Annotated in this window: 15 protein-coding genes; 12 read left to right on the top strand and 3 right to left on the bottom strand. The window is 65.3% G+C overall.

Going from position 1 to position 16,072, the window contains the following annotated elements:
* Nucleotides 1–64: 64 nt before the first annotated feature.
* The gene (locus BCAL_RS04275) at nucleotides 65–685 is read right to left on the bottom strand and encodes a GNAT family N-acetyltransferase (RefSeq protein ID WP_081887235.1); all 621 of its coding nucleotides are present in this window, start codon (nucleotides 683–685) and stop codon (nucleotides 65–67) included.
* A 349-nt stretch (nucleotides 686–1,034) separates the two neighbouring features.
* Between BCAL_RS04275 and BCAL_RS04270 the strand changes: the two genes are divergently transcribed.
* The 6 genes from BCAL_RS04270 to BCAL_RS04245 all read left to right on the top strand — a co-directional run bounded on the left by BCAL_RS04270 (nucleotide 1,035) and on the right by BCAL_RS04245 (nucleotide 4,512).
* Entirely contained in the window at nucleotides 1,035–1,412 is a 378-nt protein-coding gene (locus tag BCAL_RS04270) for a GntR family transcriptional regulator (protein WP_043165441.1), read from the top strand.
* Between the two features lie 63 nt (nucleotides 1,413–1,475).
* On the top strand, nucleotides 1,476–2,414 hold the full coding sequence (locus tag BCAL_RS04265) for an ABC transporter ATP-binding protein (protein WP_052119096.1): 939 nt from the start codon (nucleotides 1,476–1,478) through the stop codon (nucleotides 2,412–2,414).
* The gene (locus tag BCAL_RS04260; RefSeq protein WP_043165440.1) at nucleotides 2,411–3,124 is read left to right on the top strand and encodes an ABC-2 transporter permease; all 714 of its coding nucleotides are present in this window, start codon (nucleotides 2,411–2,413) and stop codon (nucleotides 3,122–3,124) included. The genes BCAL_RS04265 and BCAL_RS04260 overlap by 4 nt, the downstream gene beginning before the upstream one ends.
* A 48-nt stretch (nucleotides 3,125–3,172) precedes the next feature.
* Complete coding sequence (locus BCAL_RS04255) at nucleotides 3,173–3,952, top strand: DUF1648 domain-containing protein (protein ID WP_052119095.1); 780 nt, start codon at nucleotides 3,173–3,175, stop codon at nucleotides 3,950–3,952.
* 61 nt (nucleotides 3,953–4,013) lie between these two features.
* Nucleotides 4,014–4,247: a hypothetical protein gene (locus BCAL_RS04250; protein ID WP_151915842.1), complete on the top strand. Its 234-nt coding sequence runs from the start codon at nucleotides 4,014–4,016 to the stop codon at nucleotides 4,245–4,247.
* Nucleotides 4,240–4,512 carry a DUF4160 domain-containing protein gene (locus BCAL_RS04245; RefSeq protein WP_043165437.1) on the top strand — a complete coding sequence of 91 codons (273 nt, stop codon included), beginning with the start codon at nucleotides 4,240–4,242 and terminating at the stop codon, nucleotides 4,510–4,512. Before BCAL_RS04250 ends, BCAL_RS04245 begins: the two co-directional genes overlap by 8 nt.
* A 4-nt stretch (nucleotides 4,513–4,516) precedes the next feature.
* On the opposite strand, the gene thrC is transcribed toward BCAL_RS04245, so the two are convergent.
* The gene (gene thrC, locus BCAL_RS04240; RefSeq protein ID WP_043165436.1) at nucleotides 4,517–6,007 is read right to left on the bottom strand and encodes a threonine synthase; all 1,491 of its coding nucleotides are present in this window, start codon (nucleotides 6,005–6,007) and stop codon (nucleotides 4,517–4,519) included.
* A gap of 313 nt (nucleotides 6,008–6,320) precedes the next feature.
* Between thrC and glyA the strand changes: the two genes are divergently transcribed.
* From glyA to nadD, 4 genes are all read left to right on the top strand, one after another.
* Complete coding sequence (glyA, locus tag BCAL_RS04235; RefSeq protein WP_043165434.1) at nucleotides 6,321–7,628, top strand: serine hydroxymethyltransferase; 1,308 nt, start codon at nucleotides 6,321–6,323, stop codon at nucleotides 7,626–7,628.
* Nucleotides 7,629–7,799: 171 nt separating this feature from the next.
* The gene (locus tag BCAL_RS04230) at nucleotides 7,800–9,086 is read left to right on the top strand and encodes a glutamate-5-semialdehyde dehydrogenase (RefSeq protein ID WP_420796806.1); all 1,287 of its coding nucleotides are present in this window, start codon (nucleotides 7,800–7,802) and stop codon (nucleotides 9,084–9,086) included.
* A 110-nt stretch (nucleotides 9,087–9,196) separates the two neighbouring features.
* Nucleotides 9,197–9,772 (top strand): hypothetical protein, encoded by a 576-nt coding sequence (locus BCAL_RS04225; RefSeq protein ID WP_052119104.1) that lies wholly within the window; start codon nucleotides 9,197–9,199, stop codon nucleotides 9,770–9,772.
* A gap of 14 nt (nucleotides 9,773–9,786) precedes the next feature.
* The gene (gene nadD, locus BCAL_RS04220; protein WP_420796809.1) at nucleotides 9,787–10,506 is read left to right on the top strand and encodes a nicotinate-nucleotide adenylyltransferase; all 720 of its coding nucleotides are present in this window, start codon (nucleotides 9,787–9,789) and stop codon (nucleotides 10,504–10,506) included.
* A gap of 160 nt (nucleotides 10,507–10,666) precedes the next feature.
* On the opposite strand, the gene BCAL_RS04215 is transcribed toward nadD, so the two are convergent.
* Nucleotides 10,667–12,061, bottom strand: a complete 1,395-nt coding sequence (locus tag BCAL_RS04215; RefSeq protein ID WP_081887233.1) for a glycoside hydrolase family 3 N-terminal domain-containing protein — start codon at nucleotides 12,059–12,061, stop codon at nucleotides 10,667–10,669.
* Nucleotides 12,062–12,286: 225 nt separating this feature from the next.
* On the opposite strand from BCAL_RS04215, the gene BCAL_RS04210 reads away from it, so the two are divergent.
* A complete protein-coding gene (locus BCAL_RS04210) occupies nucleotides 12,287–15,523 on the top strand; it encodes a UPF0182 family membrane protein (protein WP_043165429.1) in 3,237 nt (1,078 codons plus the stop codon).
* 17 nt (nucleotides 15,524–15,540) lie between these two features.
* Entirely contained in the window at nucleotides 15,541–16,053 is a 513-nt protein-coding gene (locus BCAL_RS04205) for a GNAT family N-acetyltransferase (RefSeq protein ID WP_043165522.1), read from the top strand.
* The last annotated feature ends 19 nt before the right edge of the window (nucleotides 16,054–16,072 follow it).

Raw genomic sequence — 16,072 nt, 5'->3', positions numbered from 1 at the left:
CCGCGCGCGACGGCGGTCGGTCATCAAGGCGAGCCGCCGTCGCGCGTAGGAGCCGGTCGCGCGTCTACCGCACCGGCAGCAGGTCGGAGGGGCGTTCGGCCTCGTAGCGTCGGCGCTCCAGCTCCTCGCCCTCCTCGCGTTCGACGACCTCGGCGGCGATGCGGTCCAGCAGGCGGCTGACCGGCGCCTTGTAGATCACTTCGTCGAAGGAGCGTCCGTCGCGGTTCACGGCGTTCGGGTTGCGGTCGATCTCCTTGAATCCGAGCGACTCGTACATGTGGCGGGCGCGCAGGTTGAACGACCACACCTTGACGGTGATGGTCTTCGCTCCGAGCTGTTCGGCGGCGAGCCTGATGCCGAGCTTCATGGCCTGGCTGCCGTAGCCGTGGTCCTGGAAGTACGGTCCGATGAGAATCGCCATCGTGGGGTTGCGGTCCGGGTCGACGGAATCCCACGCGGCGATGTGCCCGACCGGGTTGCCGTTCGGGTCGAGGATCGTCCGGCCGAAGCGGTGGTCGGAATCCTCGTCGCTGAAGGAGTGGAACAGCTTGTCGACGGCGTCGCCGGGGATCGGAGCGGTGTCGGCGCGCGCCCCGTTGGCGACGTTCTGGTCGTTCCACCACTGCTCGAGCAGCGGGTAGTCATTCGGTTCGGTCTTGCGCAAGGTAACGGCGTTGTCTGTCATGATGACTCCCTTCGTGCGGCCATTGTATGCAGGGTGACGGCTCCGGCACGACGGCGTTAACCGGCTATTCACGTGCGGTTTGCAGCGAACCATTCTCAATATCGAACGTGTGAGGATTGACATTTCGTCAATCGCACACGAACAGTCGTCAAACGCCGGAATCTTAATGATTTCGGCCTATGTGCGATTGTTCGGAATCGTTCGGTTGGCTCACACTTTCATTATTGAGAACGGTTCGCTGTAATGACTGTTATGTTCTCGACCTTGACAGTTGGTCATAATAGATATACTGTTATATATAACAGCTAAACAGCTGGACGATAATCACACCTATGGAAAGAGGGCATGAATGAAGCTGATCATCTCATCCGTGTCCGGCGAACCCATCTACGAGCAGATCAAGACCCAGATCCGCACCGCCGTCTTGGACGGCGAGCTCAAGGCGGGGGAGGCGCTGCCCTCCCTGAGGAAGCTCGCCAAGGAACTGCGCATCTCCGTGCTCACCGTCACCAGGGCGTACAACGAACTGGCCGACGAGGGCGTGGTGCAGAACATCCAGGGCAAGGGCACGTTCGTCATGGACAAGGGCAACGAGCTGATGAGACGTCAGCTCGAAACCCGGGTGCGGGCGAGCCTCGCCGAGGCGGTCTCGGCCGCCAAGGCCGCGGGCCTGCCACTGGAACAGGTCGGGTCGATGCTCGTTCAGGAGTATCGCAGGCAGCGGTGACCGCGCCGCGCGCGCCACTGGCGTCGTGCGGGGTGGACACAGTCATATGAAAGGAGATACGCGATGAACACCGCGAATGTGAACGTCGTGTCCGGCGGTCCGGGCGGCGGGACGCCGATCCTGTCCGTCACCGGCGTCACGAAACACTATGATTCCGGGTTCACGCTCGACGGCGTGACCTTCGACCTGCCGGCCGGCTACATCATGGGACTCATCGGCCCGAATGGCGCCGGCAAGTCGACCCTCATCAGGCTCATCCTCAACATGGTCCGCCGAGACGCCGGCGAGATCCGGGTGTTCGGTCTCGACAGCATCGCCGACGAGGAGCGAGTCAAGGACCGGCTCGGCGTCGTCTTCGACTCCAGCTATCTCGTCGACCAGTGGCGTGTCGGCAAAGTCGGCCGCGCGATGGCGGATATGTACTCGACGTGGGACGCCGCCAAGTTCGACGGATACCTGAAGCGATTCGGCCTTGACCCGAACAAGCGCGTCAGTGAACTCTCCCGCGGCATGCAGATGAAGCTCATGCTCGCGATCGCCCTGGGCCACGACGCGAGACTCCTCATCCTCGACGAGCCGACCGCAGGACTCGACGTGCTCGCCCGCGACGACCTCATGGACCTGCTGCGCGACTTCGTCGCCGACGGCGAGCGCAGCGTCCTGTTCTCCACGCACATCACCGCCGACCTCGAACGCGCGGCCGACTTCATCACCTACATCACCGGCGGGCGGCTCTACTACACCGGCCCAAAGGACGAGTTCGAGGAGTCGTTCCGCATCGTCAAGGGCGGTCCCGACGATCTTGACGACGCGATGCGCGGCGCGGCCGTCGGCATCCACGCCTATGAGACGGGGTTCGACGCGCTGCTGCGCGCCGAGGGTGTCGACCGCGCGGTCCACGGACGGGTCGATCTCGGTGTCGAACCCGCGTCGATCGACGACATCATCAGACTCACCAACACGCGCGACGCGGAAGCCGCAGGGAAAGGATCGGAGCAATGAACCCCACGATGCGATCGGTTCTGCGGGCGTACCGCATGGACTGGCACAAGGTCTCCTCCCAGGGGTGGATGTGGGTCCCCGCCGCCGTGCTCGCCGTGCCGGTGCTGGTCACGGTCGGCGCCGCGGCCCATATGGAGTCCCTGACCGGCGGCGTGTTCGGCGCCGCCATATACATCTACGTGCTCATCCTGATGTACCCGTTCATGTACGAGCAGCAGGGTCATGGCGGCTGGCTGAACGGTCTGATGCCGGTGGCTCGCCGTCATCAGGTGATGGGGCGGTATCTGCTGTTGCTGACCTCCGCCGGCCTGCTGCTGGTCTCCTGTCTGCTCACGTGGGCTGGTCTGGCCGTCGTCGGTGCCGCGGGCGCGGGGTACTTCGGCGGGATCTGCGTCTGCCTGATATGGGTGTATCTCATCATGGTGTCCCTGCTCTGCCCGCTGATGTACCGGTTCTCCATCCAGAAGGTCGGGATCTGGTTCATGGTCGTCGTTCTGGTGCTCTGCTTCGCGGTGGTGGGCGGTCTCGCCGCGGTGGCGGCGCTGGTTCCCAAGGCCGTGCTCGACCGCGCCCTCGACGGGGTCGTTGCGTTGGCCGACAACATGATGCTGATCCCGATTCTTTACGTCATCGGCATCGCCACGGCCGTACTCGCGCTCGCGGTCTCGTTCCGAGTCTCCTGCCGGTTCTATCTCGCCAAGGAGCTGTAGTCTGGAGCTGTAGATTGACGTCAACGGTCAGCGATCAAGGAGAATACGATGAAGCGTGAACGCGGCTGGACGGCGACGGGGGCGAAACGCATGGCGGTCGTCGCCGACGACACGTTCGCGCGGCCGCTGTCGCTGTGGTGGGATCTCGTCTACGTCGTCATCATCGTGGCGACGATCGTCATCGGATATGCGGGGTACGGTGGCATGCCGCAGCGTGTGCCGATCCATACAAACGCCGCCGGGGTCGTCGACGGATGGGCCGATAAAAGCCCGTTCGTGATCTGGCTCGCGCCGCTTACGGAGCTGATCCTCGCCGCCGTGATGGTCGGCGCGCATGCGGCCGTCCTGCATGCGAATCGTCCGGTCGACGCGGACTCGCCGGTGCGTTCGGCGCGGCGGTACGCGGCGATGCTACGCGCGTGGAGCGTGTACGTGCTGGTCGTCGGCGTGGTCGTGACCGCGGGGATCGGCATGACCGTGCAGCTCGGCACGATCGGCGTGCTCGATCTCGGCACGGTCGGGCTGGCCGGTACGTTCGCCGGCATGCTCGCGCTCGTCGGCGGCATCGTGGTCGTGCTGTTCTACGGACAGAACGGCTCGCGGGTCGACGCTGGGGGAGCGGACGACGAGACGATGCCGTGGGACGAGGACCGTTACTGGTACGGCGGCGTCATCTACGCAAACCGTGACGACCCGGCAGTCTGGGTGCCCAAGCGTTTCGGCGTCGGCTGGACGGTCAACATGGCCCGTCCCGTCGTCTGGGTCGGCGCCGTCATCCTCCTGCTCGTCGTCATAGGCCTCCCCTTCGCCCTCAGCGCTTTGCTGTGAATGTGGGAGGGAACGGCATATCATAAAAGTGTCCATTCCCTCCCACGGAAAGGAGACGATGATGCCCGAGGAGAACGTGTTCATCATTGATGGGATCAAGACCCAATGGGACGACGACACGATGGTCGTCTCCGAATTGGGCTTCGATCGCACGGCGACATTGGACGATGATGGCAACATCCTGTCGTCCACGTTCGGCAAAGAGGGGGAGTCCTTCCTTCACCATTGGTTCGGCAAGATGAAGCCGATGATTGATGATTTCCGCGCCATCGACAGGGAATACACCAATGCCTGAGGTGTTCTTCCTCGCCGGATACAGCATCTATTTCAGCACGTTGGATCGTGATCATGGCATGCACGTGCATGTGGCGCGGGGAAACCAGCGGGATATGGCCCGGTTCGTCCTACACGAGGATCGGACCGTGACGCTGGCCCATAATCATGGGAAAATCCCCGCCAAACACATCCGCCTGATTCAGGCGGCCCTCGTCAGGGGTTTCGACGAAGTCGTCGATGCCTGGACGAGATTATTCGGCGGGGATATTCACTTCGATCGGTGATCGATCACAGGGCCTTGGCGGACTGCTCGACGAAGGACTCCATGCCGTCGATCGGGACGACCGTGTCGAAACGCACGTCGGCGGTCTCGAGGCCTCGCAGCGCGGCCGGGGCGGTGGTGCCGGTCTCGCGGGCGAGCACGTCCATGCACTCGAAATCGGTGCCGGTCGCGTCGAAGCCGAGCGCCTCGTTGACCACGCGCGGGAACTTGTACGGGCTTGCGGTCGCGAGGATCACGCGCGGGGTGAGCGGGTCGCGCGGCATCTGCTGCGCCACGAAGTACGCGCACGCGGTGTGCGGGTCGATGACGTAGCGGTTCCGCTTCCAGCAGTCGGCGATCATCTCGCGCACCTGGTCCTCGTTCGCCCAACCGCAGCCGAACAGCTGGCGGATCTTGGCCAGCAGGTCCTCCGGGATCTCGTACGTGCCCCAGTTCTTGAGGTCGTTCATGAGCATCGTGATCAGGCGCGTGTCGCCTTCGGAGAAGTAGTACAGCATGCGCTCGAGGTTCGAGGAGACGAGGATGTCCATCGACGGGCTGATCGTCTGGTAGAACGGGCGCTGGCGGTTGTACGTGCCGGTCGTCAGGAAGTCGAACAGCACGTTGTTCTTGTCGGAGGCGACCACGAGGTGCTTGACCGGCAGGCCGAGGAGCTTGGCGTAGTAGCCGGCGAGGATGTCGCCGAAGTTGCCGGTCGGCACGACGAACTCGACCTCGTCGCCCACGTTGATGATCTGGCGCTCAAGCAGCTGCGCGTACGCGGAGAAGTAGTAGACGACCTGCGGCACCAAACGGCCCACGTTGATCGAGTTCGCCGAGGAGAGCACGACGTGCGAGTCGGCGGCGAGGCGCGCGGCCAGCTCATGGTCGCCGAAGATGTTCTTGACGGCCGTCTGCGCGTCGTCGAAGTTGCCCTCGACCGCGGCGACGTTCACGTTGGCGCCCGACTGCGTGGTCATCTGCAGTTCCTGGACCTGGCTGACCTTGCCCTGGGGGTAGAAGACGGTGATCGCGGTGCCCGGCGCATCGGCGAAGCCCGCCAGCGCCGCCTTGCCGGTGTCGCCCGACGTGGCGGTCAGGATCATGATCCTCTCGTCCGCATCTCCTCCGGCCGGTGTGGTGTGTGCCATGAAGCGCGGCAGGATCTGCAGCGCCACGTCCTTGAACGCGGAGGTCGGGCCGTTGAACAGCTCGAGGATGTAGTCCTCGCCCAGCTCCTTCAGCGGGGTGATGCGATCGTCCGACCACTGGTCGCCGTACGCGTCGGCGATGCACTGGCCCAGCTCCTCGGCCGTGAAGTCGGGCAGCAGGGCGCCGAGCACTTCGGCGGCGATCTGCTGGTACGACTTGCCTGCGAGCGAGGCGACGTCCACCTTGGTCTTGCCCAGCTCGTCCGAGACGAACAGGCCGCCGTCATCGGCGATTCCCTTGCGGATCGCCTGCTTGGCGGTCAGCGAGTCGGTGGTGGAGCGTGTGGAATGGAAGGTGGTTGCCACGGTTGAATCCTTAATCCTTGAAATGACGAAAAGCCTTAAGGGGTGAACGAATCCCCACCAGTCTAGCGTGCGGCATGGGCGTAGACGGCCCGGCGTCTCGCATGACAGATCGTCCGGCAGACCGGATGGTCAACCGGCGTCAAGGAACGGTCAAGTCCATATGCCGAGACGGCATGTCCCGTGGTTTTCTGCCAATCGCCGGGACAATTCGTCCGATTCGGCACGTGCAGGAAACAGCATGGCCACAAACACGTCGTACACTCGACGCCCAAACGGCATGCCAGTCGTTGCCCACACCGACAAAGGAGCACAGATGACCGCTTCACCACTCGCCCAGAAAGCCACCGACGCCTTCAACGCGCCCATCAGCGCCGCCGACCCCGAGATCGCCGAGCTGCTCGACTCCGAGCTGCACCGCCAGCAGGACGGCCTCGAGATGATCGCCTCCGAGAACTTCGTGCCGCGCGCGGTCCTCCAGGCCCAGGGCTCCGTGCTCACCAACAAGTACGCCGAAGGCTATCCGGGACGCCGCTACTACGGCGGCTGCGAGTACGTCGACCAGATCGAGACCATCGCCCGCGAACGCGCCAAGAAGCTGTTCGGCGCCGAATACGCCAACGTCCAGCCGCACTCCGGCGCGCAGGCCAACGCCGCCGTTTACCAGGCGCTCGTCAAGCCCGGCGACACCGTCCTCGGCCTCGCCCTCGACCACGGCGGACACCTGACCCACGGCATGAAGATCAACTTCTCCGGCCGCTTCTACCACGCCGAAGCCTACGGCGTGAACCCCGAGACCTTCCGCATCGACCCGGAGATCATCCGCCAGCGCGCCCTCGAAACCCGCCCCGCCATGATCATCGGCGGCTGGTCCGCCTACCCGCGCATCGAGGACTTCAAGGCGATGAAGGAGATCGCCGACGAGGTCGGCGCCAAGTTCTGGGTCGACATGGCCCACTTCGCCGGACTCGTCGCCGCGGGACTCCACCCGAGCCCCGTGCCATACGCCGACGTCGTCTCCTCCACCGCGCACAAGACCCTCGGCGGCCCGCGCTCCGGCTTCATCCTCGCCAAGCAGGAGTACGCCAAGAAGCTCAACTCCTCCGTCTTCCCCGGCCAGCAGGGCGGTCCGCTCATGCACGTCATCGCCGGCAAGGCCGTCAGCTTCAAGGTCGCCGGCACCCCCGAATTCAAGGACCGCATGCAGCGCACCCTCGACGGCGCCAAGATCATCGCCGAGCGACTCCTCGCCGACGACGTCAAGGCCAACGGCATCACCGTCCTGACCGGCGGTACCGACGTGCACCTCGTCATGGTCGACCTGCGCAACAGCGAAATGGACGGCAAGCAGGGCGAGGACCTTCTCGCCGCCTGCGGCATCACCATCAACCGCAACACCGTGCCGTTCGACCCGCGCCCCGCATCCGTCGCCTCCGGCCTGAGGATCGGCGCCTCCGCGCTCGCCACCCGCGGCTTCGGACCCAAGGAGTACGAGGAGGTCGCCGACATCATCGGCACCGCGCTCGCCGCCGGCCCGTCCGCCGACGTCGACGCGCTGAAGGCCCGCGTCGACAAGCTCGTCGAGGACTTCCCGCTCTACCCGGATCTCGACCAGATCCACTGATCCACCGAGGCTCCGGTCACCGGGATTCCGGCCGATCCGTAGCCGATCGACGAGGCTCCCGTCAGCAGACGGGGGCCTCGCGGCATATTCGGCCCGACATCGGTGCATCAGGCCTCATACTGACCTCAACGTGCGCTAAGGTGGATGGTTATGACGAACAGTGAGGAAGCCATGATTCCGTCAACCGTGTTCGACGCGGTATGCGCCCGTGCCGACGCCGCCGCCCGCGCCCAACGATCGCTCGCGCAGGCCGACACCGACTCCAAGAACGCCCTGCTCAACGCGATCGCCGACGCGCTCGATGCCCGGGCCGGCGAGATCGCCGCCGCCAACGCGCTCGACATGGATTCGTCGCGCGAGGCAGGCATGGACGCGGGCAAGCTCGATCGTCTCCGCTTCGACGAGGCGCGTGTGAAGGCCGCCGCCGACGGCGTGCGCCACGTCGCCACGCTGCCCGATCCGATCGGCGAGATCGTGCGCGGCTACACCCTGCCCAACGGCCTGCGCCTCAATCAGACGCGCGTGCCGATCGGCGTCATCGGCATGATCTACGAGGCGCGACCCAACGTCACCGTCGACGTCGCGTCCCTGTGCCTCAAATCCGGCAACGCCGCGATCCTGCGCGGCGGCCACGCGGCCGAACGCACCAACGCCGCCACGCTCGCCGTCATCGGCGACGTGCTGCGCGCGCACGACTACGATCCGGCGCTCGTCGGTTCCGTCGACGATTTCGGACGCGACGGCGCCACCGCGATGATGGAAGCGCGCGGCCACATCGACCTGCTCGTGCCGAGGGGCGGCAAGGGTCTCATCCAGGCGGTCGTCGCCAACTCGAAGGTGCCCGTCATCGAGACCGGCGCCGGCAACGTGCACATCTACGTCGACGTCTCGGGCGACCCGGCCAAGGCCATCCCGATCCTCATCAACGCCAAGACGCAGCGCGTCGGCGTGTGCAACGCGGCCGAGAAGCTGCTCGTCCACGCCGACGTCGCCGACGTGTTCCTGCCCTACGCGGCCGCCGCCCTGTTCGAGCGAGGCGTCGAGATCCACGCCGACGAACGCGCCTACGCGATCATCGACGCCTCCGACCACCCGGCGGGCCTGCTCGTCCACGCGAATGACGAGGACTGGGACACCGAATACCTGGCCCTGAAGATCGGCGTCAAGGTCGTCGACTCGCTCGACGAGGCCATCGACCACATCAACATGCACTCCACCGGACACACCGAATCGATCATCGCCGAGGACTACACCGCCATCGAGGAGTTCACCTCGCGCATCGACTCCGCGGTCGTCATGGTCAACGCGTCCACGCGATTCACCGACGGCGGCGTGTTCGGCTTCGGCGCCGAACTGGGCATCTCCACGCAGAAGATGCACGCCCGCGGGCCGATGGGACTGACCGAGATGACCACGACGAAATGGATCGGCTACGGCCGGGGGCAGGTACGCGCATGAGCGGCAACGACACGACCACGACCACGACCACCAACGATATGAACGACGTGAGCGACAAGAACGACATGAACGATACCAACGGAACCGCTATCGACAATGCCGACGACGGCATGAGCGTGCCGATCACCGAACTGCGCACCGACCTCGATCTGGACGATCCGCGCTGCGGACTCAAGATCGCGGCCGAACGCCTGAGCATCGTACGCTACGTCTTCCTCGTGCAGATCGAGGACGGCATCGCCTCCGCCTCCCAACGTGCCTCCCTCGAGTACGCCGACGCGGTGCTCATCGGCTGGCCCGACGAGGACGCGCCCGACGTCGTCGACCTCGACGACGCCCAGCTCAAGGCCATGCGCGGCCACATGGAGATGATGGAGGAGTACATCGCCCGATTCTCCGCGCTCGAACGCGACGGCGACGTCGACGGCATGACCGACACCCTGATCCGCGTCACCGAACGCGTGGCCGAGGTGCGCCGCATGTTCCAGCCCGACTTCCCCCTGCCGACCTTCGCGGAGATCCGCCGCGTCGTGCAGGACGAATGGGACGAGGACATGGGCAAGATCGACCCGAAGGACGACGATCCGACGGCCGCCGACATCGAACAGGAGACCGAACAGGCCGAGGAGCGCGAATCGGACGGCACCACGGCAGGAGACGGCATCTACAAGGGGGAGCGAGCGTGAACGAGGAACGCCGGATGGCCGATCTGTCCGCCGACTCCGTGTCCGCCACGGCCAACATGTCCAGCGTCGGAGCACCCGGCACCGGTGGAGCCGAAGGCGTGGCTGGGCGTGCGGGCATGCGGCGCTCCGCACGCGGCAACTGGCACGCCACCCCGCGCATCGGCATCATGGGCGGCACCTTCGACCCGATCCACAACGGCCACCTGGTCGCCGCCTCCGAAGTCGCATGGGTGTACGACCTCGACGAAGTCATCTTCGTACCCACCGGACGGCCGGTGTTCAAGCTCGACAAGCACGTCACCAACGCCGAGGACCGCTATCTGATGACGGTCATCGCCACCGCCTCCAACCCGAAGTTCACCGTCAGCCGCGTCGACATCGACCGGCCCGGCGTCACCTACACGATCGACACGCTGCGCGACATCCGCGACCAGCATCCCGACGCCGACCTGTTCTTCATCACCGGCGCGGACGCGGTCGCCGAGATCATGCAGTGGAAGGACGCGGAGAAGATGTGGGATCTCGCACACTTCGTCGCGGTCACGCGTCCGGGCTACTCCTCGCCGGAGGGCGTGAAGCTGCCCGAGGGCAAGGTCGACACGCTCGAGATCCCGGCGCTGGCGATCAGCTCCACCGACGTGCGGCGGAGGGCCGAGCACGACGAGCCGGTGTGGTATCTCGTGCCCGACGGCGTCGTGCAGTACATCGGCAAGCACGGTCTGTATCGGGCGTAGTCGCGTTTCTACTCTACGTAATGATTTCGTACGTGGACGTGGCGGTCGGGCGTTCATCGTATTGCGACACGCTCCGGGCCGCTCTGGCCAAGTCTTTACGGTCTCAACACGATGAACGCCCGACCGCCACTTCGTTGGTCCCGGATGTTGCGTTTTTCCGCTAGGCCAGTCCCATTTGCACCTTAAGCCGCATGACGCGGGTGGCGGATTCGGTGACCTTCTGTGCGAACGTTTGATCCGCCTTCGCCCTCGCATTGAGGCCATCGAGGATGGGCGTGATGTCGGCGCTCTGACCGATGCAGGCGAGGTCGCCGCCGGCCTCGATGAATTTGACGCCCAGCTGGTCGGTGGGGATGTGGCCCACCGCTTCGGCCGACAGGGAGTCGGAGGTGACGACGCCGTCGAAGCCATGCGTGCCACGCAGCAGCCCGTCGACGATCGTCGGGGAGAACGCGGCCGGATTGTCGGGATCGATCTGCTGATAGGTTGCCAGCGACATCATTACCATCGCCGGTTTCGCCTGATCGAGCACCGTATGAAACGCGCCGATCTGCGTGCCGTCTGCGGTGGTGGTCGTGTCCAGAATGCCGTTCGCGGTGAAGTCGGTGTTACCTTGGACTGCGCCCAACCCCGGATAGTGCTTGATCGACGATTGGACGCCAGCGTCGCGCAACCCTTCCACGAACGCCGCGCCATGCGCCGCGTTGCCGGCGGCGTCGAGACCGAAGTCACGGTTCAGCGCGCCGACCGGCGCGTTCGACTTCCTCTCGATCGTCACCGTGCCGAGCACCGGTGCCAGGTCCACGTTGATGCCGGCGTCCTTGAGCTGAGCGCCCCAGACGCCGGCCGAACGGCGCAGCTCGTCAACCGGCATCGCGCCCTGCCTGACCGGACTCGGCATCGTGTCGAACCCCGCGCCTTTGAGATGCTGGACCAGACCGCCCTCCTGATCGGTGGCCATGATGAGCCGGTTGGTCTGCGGTGCATACGATTGCAGCGCGTCGGTGGCCTTGCGCACGCCCGTGACGCCGGATTTCCAGTTGCCGATGATCAGCACCGACCCGACATGACGCTCGGCGATCGCCGTCTTGAGCGTCGACGCATCGTCTCCGGCGAACAGTGGGGCCATCACCAGTTGCCCCACCCGTTCCTCGAGGCTCATATCCGCAACCAGCCTCCTCGCCTTCGTCAGAGCGGGGTCGGTGGGGGAGGGGACGGCGTCGCGCGATACGTCCGCGTTCGCCGTGCCTGTCGTGCCCGCGTTCGCGCCCGACGACTGGGATGACCGTGCCATGGCATCGGCGGCATCACCCGCATCGGCGAGGTCGAGCGTCCGACGCAACCCCGGCGAGACAAGAAACGCGACCACCAGCGCGACCGCGACGAGTGCCGCGACCAGCGTCAGGACGATTGCCACCCTGTGGCGGCGCGCGGGCCGACGGCGGCGTCCTGCACCCGTGCCCGCGATTCCGCGGACCTGCCGTACATGCCGTGGACGATCACCGTCGCCATCGTTGCCGGCGTACCTGCCGTCGCTCCTTCTACGCCCCGCCATACTTCGACCCCTCCCGTTCATTCCGTCTGCTCGTGGCAACGACGATACTCCGTCCCCTATTCCGTGGGCGATCGCAGTCCCATCAACGGCGGGCCTGACGTGCGGGCGCGGGGCCGTCGTCGCCTCCTTACCGAGCGTCATGTGGAATGTATCGTGTCTTGATGGACCTTGCCCGCGGCGAACGGCACATTATTGACATTCCTGACCTTTTTGTAGGCTGTAGTCATGTCTTTCTCAGATTTTCTCGGTATGTTCGATCCCGATTTCGATCCGCGTAACCCCCGCGGATCGCGCGGACCGCACGGGGGACGCAGCGGCAGCGGCAACGGACAGGCCGACGACGACCCCATCATCATCAACGTGGAGGCTGACGGCGACGAGCATCACGCCTCCGGCAATGCGAACGGCGGCGGTCGGCCTCCCCGCGGGCCGCAGTTCCCGCGCATCACGCGCCAGCCGAGCCGACCGTCCGGTTACGGCTCGAGCCGTGGCACGAAGGTCCTCATCGGACTCGTGCTCGTGCTCGTCATCCTCGTCGGACTCTTCTTCGGCCTCTCCCGCTTCATCACCGACCTCATGTGGTACGGCCAGCTCGGCTTCCAGTCGGTCGTGTGGGTCGAACTGGGCGTGAAGATCGGCCTGTGGGCCGCCTACGCCCTCGTCATGGCGATCGTCGGATTCGTCTCCGCATGGCTCGCCATCCGCGCCCGTCCCGACGCCTCCGACGGTTCGACGATCCGCATCAACGGCGACGTCGTCGAGGTCAAGCAGACCGTCAGTTCGAAGACCGCCCGACGCGTGGCGGTCGTCGTCTCCGCGATCGTCGGCGTCATGTTCGGCGCCCAGTTCAACGCGAACTGGTCCGACGTGCTGCTCATGTTCAACGCGCAGTCCTTCGGCGTGAAGGACCCCCAGTTCGGACTTGACAACGGCTTCTACGTGTTCATCCTGCCGGGGCTCAGGCTTGCTATCTCCGCCGTCTCGATGCTGCTGTTCATCGGCATCGTCTTCTCCGTCGCCACGCACGTGATGATGGGCGGCATCCGCCTGACCATGCCGGTCAAGGGCCGCGGCCTGTTCGCCATCACCAAACGAGCCCGCCGTCAGATCGGCATCTGGCTCATGCTCAACATGTTCGGCCTCGCCGCGCAGATGATCGTCGGCGTGTTCGCCAGCCTCACCGAACAGGGCAGCCGCATCACCGGTGCCACCTACACCACCGTCCACGCCACCATTCCGGTCACGTTCGTCATGGCCGCGCTCGTCGCCATTCTCGGCGTCGTGCTCGGCGTGTGGCTCATGCGCTCGCATGCGCTCGAAGGCAGCGCGCCGATCGGCGTGCGCGCCGCCGCCGCGCTCAGGGCGTGGCGCACCCCGGTCGTCGCGATCGCCGTCGTGGCCGTCGTCTCCATCGCGCTCACCGTGGTGTGGCCGACGCTGCTGCAGCGCTTCCGCGTCAACCCGAACGCGCAGGAGATGGAATCGACCTACATCCAGCGCAACATCGACGCCACTCGCGCCGCCTACGGTCTCGACAAGCTCAAGACCGAGAACTACAAGGTCGCCACGAAGGGCGAATCCGGCGCGCTGAGCTCCGAAGGCGAGACCACCGCGCAGATCCGACTGCTCGACCCGCAGGTCGTCTCCCCGACGTTCAAGCAGCTGCAGCAGTCCAAGCAGTACTACACCTTCGCCGACTCGCTTGCCGTCGACAAGTACGAGATCGACGGCAAGAGCCAGGACACGGTGATCGCCGCCCGCGAGCTCGACCTCGCCGGCAACGACAACCGCAACTGGGTCAACGACCACACCGTGTACACGCACGGCTACGGCATCGTCGCAGCCTACGGCAACAAGGTGACCCCCGACGGACAGCCGCAGTTCTTCGAATCCGGCATCCCCACCCAGGGCAAGCTCACCGAATCGCAGAAGTACGAGCCGCGCATCTACTTCTCTCCGAACATGAGCGAATACTCGATCGTCGGCGCGCCCAAGGGCACCGCCGCATGGGAGTTCGACTATCCGACCGGATCCAAGGGCGCCACCAACACCTTCGACGGCAACGGCGGTCCGTCGGTCGGCAACTTGTTCTCCCGCCTGCTCTACGCGATCCGCTTCGGCTCTGACCAGATCCTCTTCTCCGATCGCGTCACCAGCGAATCGCAGATTCTCTACGATCGCTCCCCGCGCGAACGCGTCGCCAAGGTGGCCCCGTATTTGACGCTCGACGGCCGCGTCTACCCGGCGGTGGTCGACGGGCGCGTCAAGTGGATCGTCGACGGCTACACCACCTCCGACGCCTACCCGTACTCCCAGATGACCGAACTCGGCTCGGCCACCAAGGACTCCACCACCGTCTCTTCGAACACGGTCAGGGGACTGGGATCGCAGCAGGCCAACTACATCCGCAACTCCGTCAAGGCCACCGTCGACGCGTACGACGGCTCGGTGGACCTGTACGTGTGGGATCAGAACGATCCGGTCATCAAGGCGTGGGAGCAGGTCTTCCCCGGCCAGTACCACCAGCTGTCCGAGATCTCCGGCGACCTGATGAGCCACATGCGCTACCCGGAGAACCTGTTCAAGGTGCAGCGCGAACTGCTCTCCAAGTACCACGTCACCTCCGCCAGCCAGTACTACTCCGGCGAGGACTTCTGGCAGACGCCGGTCGACCCGACCGAATCGCAGTCCCAGCAGAATCAGGACATCCTCCAGCCGCCCTACTATCTGACGCTGCAGACCGGCGGCACCAAGGAGCCGGTGTTCTCGCTGACCTCCTCGTACATCCCCGCCGGCACGTCCACGCGTGAGATCCTCACCGGCTTCCTCTCCGTCGACTCGGACGCCGGATCCACCAAGGGCAAGATCGGTCCGAACTACGGCACTCTGCGACTGCAGGAGCTGCCGAAGGACTCCAACGTGCCCGGCCCCGGACAGGCGCAGAACAACTTCAACGCGGACGCCGACGTGTCCAAGGAGCTGAACCTGCTGCAGTCCGGATCCACGCAGGTGGTGCGCGGCAACCTGCTGACGCTGCCGCTGGGCGGCGGCCTCGTCTACGTGCAGCCCGTGTACGTGAAGTCGTCGGGCGCCACGTCGTTCCCGCTGCTCAAGAAGGTGCTCGTCGCATTCGGCGATCAGGTCGGCTTCGACGACACGCTGACCGGCGCGCTCGACCAGGTGTTCGGGGGCGACTCCGGTGCCGCCGCGGGCGATGCCGAGAACGAGACCGGTGACGAGGGCTCGTCGTCGGCCGGCGATGACAAGACCGACGAAAAGACCGACTCCGGTTCCGAATCGTCGGCCGCCCGTAGTCCTGAACTCCAGCAGGCGCTGACCGACGCCTCGCAGGCGATGAAGGACTCGCAGGCCGCGATGAAGGACGGCGACTGGGCCTCCTACGGCGAAGCCCAGAAGCGTCTCGAGGAGGCCCTCAACAAGGCCCTCGAACTGGACAAGTGACCCTGATCTCGGGAGTCATGTCCGTGTCATCGCCGCCGTACCATTTCCGGGCCGCGGGGTCGGAGGACCTCGCGGCCATCACCGCCATCTACAACGCCTCGGTCATCGAGGGCGGATCCACCGCCGACCTGACTCCCCGCACCTTGGAGCAGCGCCGCCAGTGGGTCGAATCCCACAAGCCGCCCTATGGGGTGTTCATCGTCGAAGCCGATGACGGAAAGACCATCGCCTTCGGCGCGTTGTCGGTGTTCTACGACCGCGCCGGGTACGACGGCGTCACCGACCTCGCCTACTACATCGACCCCGCATGGCGAGGCAGGGGGGTGGGCACGTTCCTCTTGAGCCATCTCCTCGACGAGGCGAAGGGCCGGGGCATGCGCAAGGCGATCGGCGTCATCTTCGCCGACAATGCCGGATCGATCGCCCTGATGCGCCGGTTCGGCTTCACCGGATTCGGCGAACTGCCCGCCGCAGCCACCGATGCGAGAGGCGTGATGCACGATATGTCGTATTGGTATCTCGATCTCTAACGGGTTTCCGACGCTATGG

The organism is Bifidobacterium callitrichos DSM 23973 (assembly GCF_000741175.1).
Classification (GTDB): Bacteria; Actinomycetota; Actinomycetes; order Actinomycetales; family Bifidobacteriaceae; genus Bifidobacterium; species Bifidobacterium callitrichos.
This window is presented reverse-complemented; position numbering and strand designations above follow the sequence as displayed.

What these genes read in the sequence shown, in the direction of transcription:
- BCAL_RS04275 (WP_081887235.1), bottom strand. Translation starts at nt 685, where the DNA reads ATGACAGACAACGCCGTTACCTTGCGCAAGACCGAACCGAATGACTAC.
- BCAL_RS04270 (WP_043165441.1), top strand. Translation starts at nt 1,035, where the DNA reads ATGAAGCTGATCATCTCATCCGTGTCCGGCGAACCCATCTACGAGCAG.
- BCAL_RS04265 (WP_052119096.1), top strand. Translation starts at nt 1,476, where the DNA reads ATGAACACCGCGAATGTGAACGTCGTGTCCGGCGGTCCGGGCGGCGGG.
- BCAL_RS04260 (WP_043165440.1), top strand. Translation starts at nt 2,411, where the DNA reads ATGAACCCCACGATGCGATCGGTTCTGCGGGCGTACCGCATGGACTGG.
- BCAL_RS04255 (WP_052119095.1), top strand. Translation starts at nt 3,173, where the DNA reads ATGAAGCGTGAACGCGGCTGGACGGCGACGGGGGCGAAACGCATGGCG.
- BCAL_RS04250 (WP_151915842.1), top strand. Translation starts at nt 4,014, where the DNA reads ATGCCCGAGGAGAACGTGTTCATCATTGATGGGATCAAGACCCAATGG.
- BCAL_RS04245 (WP_043165437.1), top strand. Translation starts at nt 4,240, where the DNA reads ATGCCTGAGGTGTTCTTCCTCGCCGGATACAGCATCTATTTCAGCACG.
- glyA (WP_043165434.1), top strand. Translation starts at nt 6,321, where the DNA reads ATGACCGCTTCACCACTCGCCCAGAAAGCCACCGACGCCTTCAACGCG.
- BCAL_RS04230 (WP_420796806.1), top strand. Translation starts at nt 7,800, where the DNA reads ATGATTCCGTCAACCGTGTTCGACGCGGTATGCGCCCGTGCCGACGCC.
- BCAL_RS04225 (WP_052119104.1), top strand. Translation starts at nt 9,197, where the DNA reads ATGAGCGTGCCGATCACCGAACTGCGCACCGACCTCGATCTGGACGAT.
- nadD (WP_420796809.1), top strand. Translation starts at nt 9,787, where the DNA reads ATGGCCGATCTGTCCGCCGACTCCGTGTCCGCCACGGCCAACATGTCC.
- BCAL_RS04215 (WP_081887233.1), bottom strand. Translation starts at nt 12,061, where the DNA reads ATGGCGGGGCGTAGAAGGAGCGACGGCAGGTACGCCGGCAACGATGGC.
- BCAL_RS04210 (WP_043165429.1), top strand. Translation starts at nt 12,287, where the DNA reads ATGTCTTTCTCAGATTTTCTCGGTATGTTCGATCCCGATTTCGATCCG.
- BCAL_RS04205 (WP_043165522.1), top strand. Translation starts at nt 15,541, where the DNA reads ATGTCCGTGTCATCGCCGCCGTACCATTTCCGGGCCGCGGGGTCGGAG.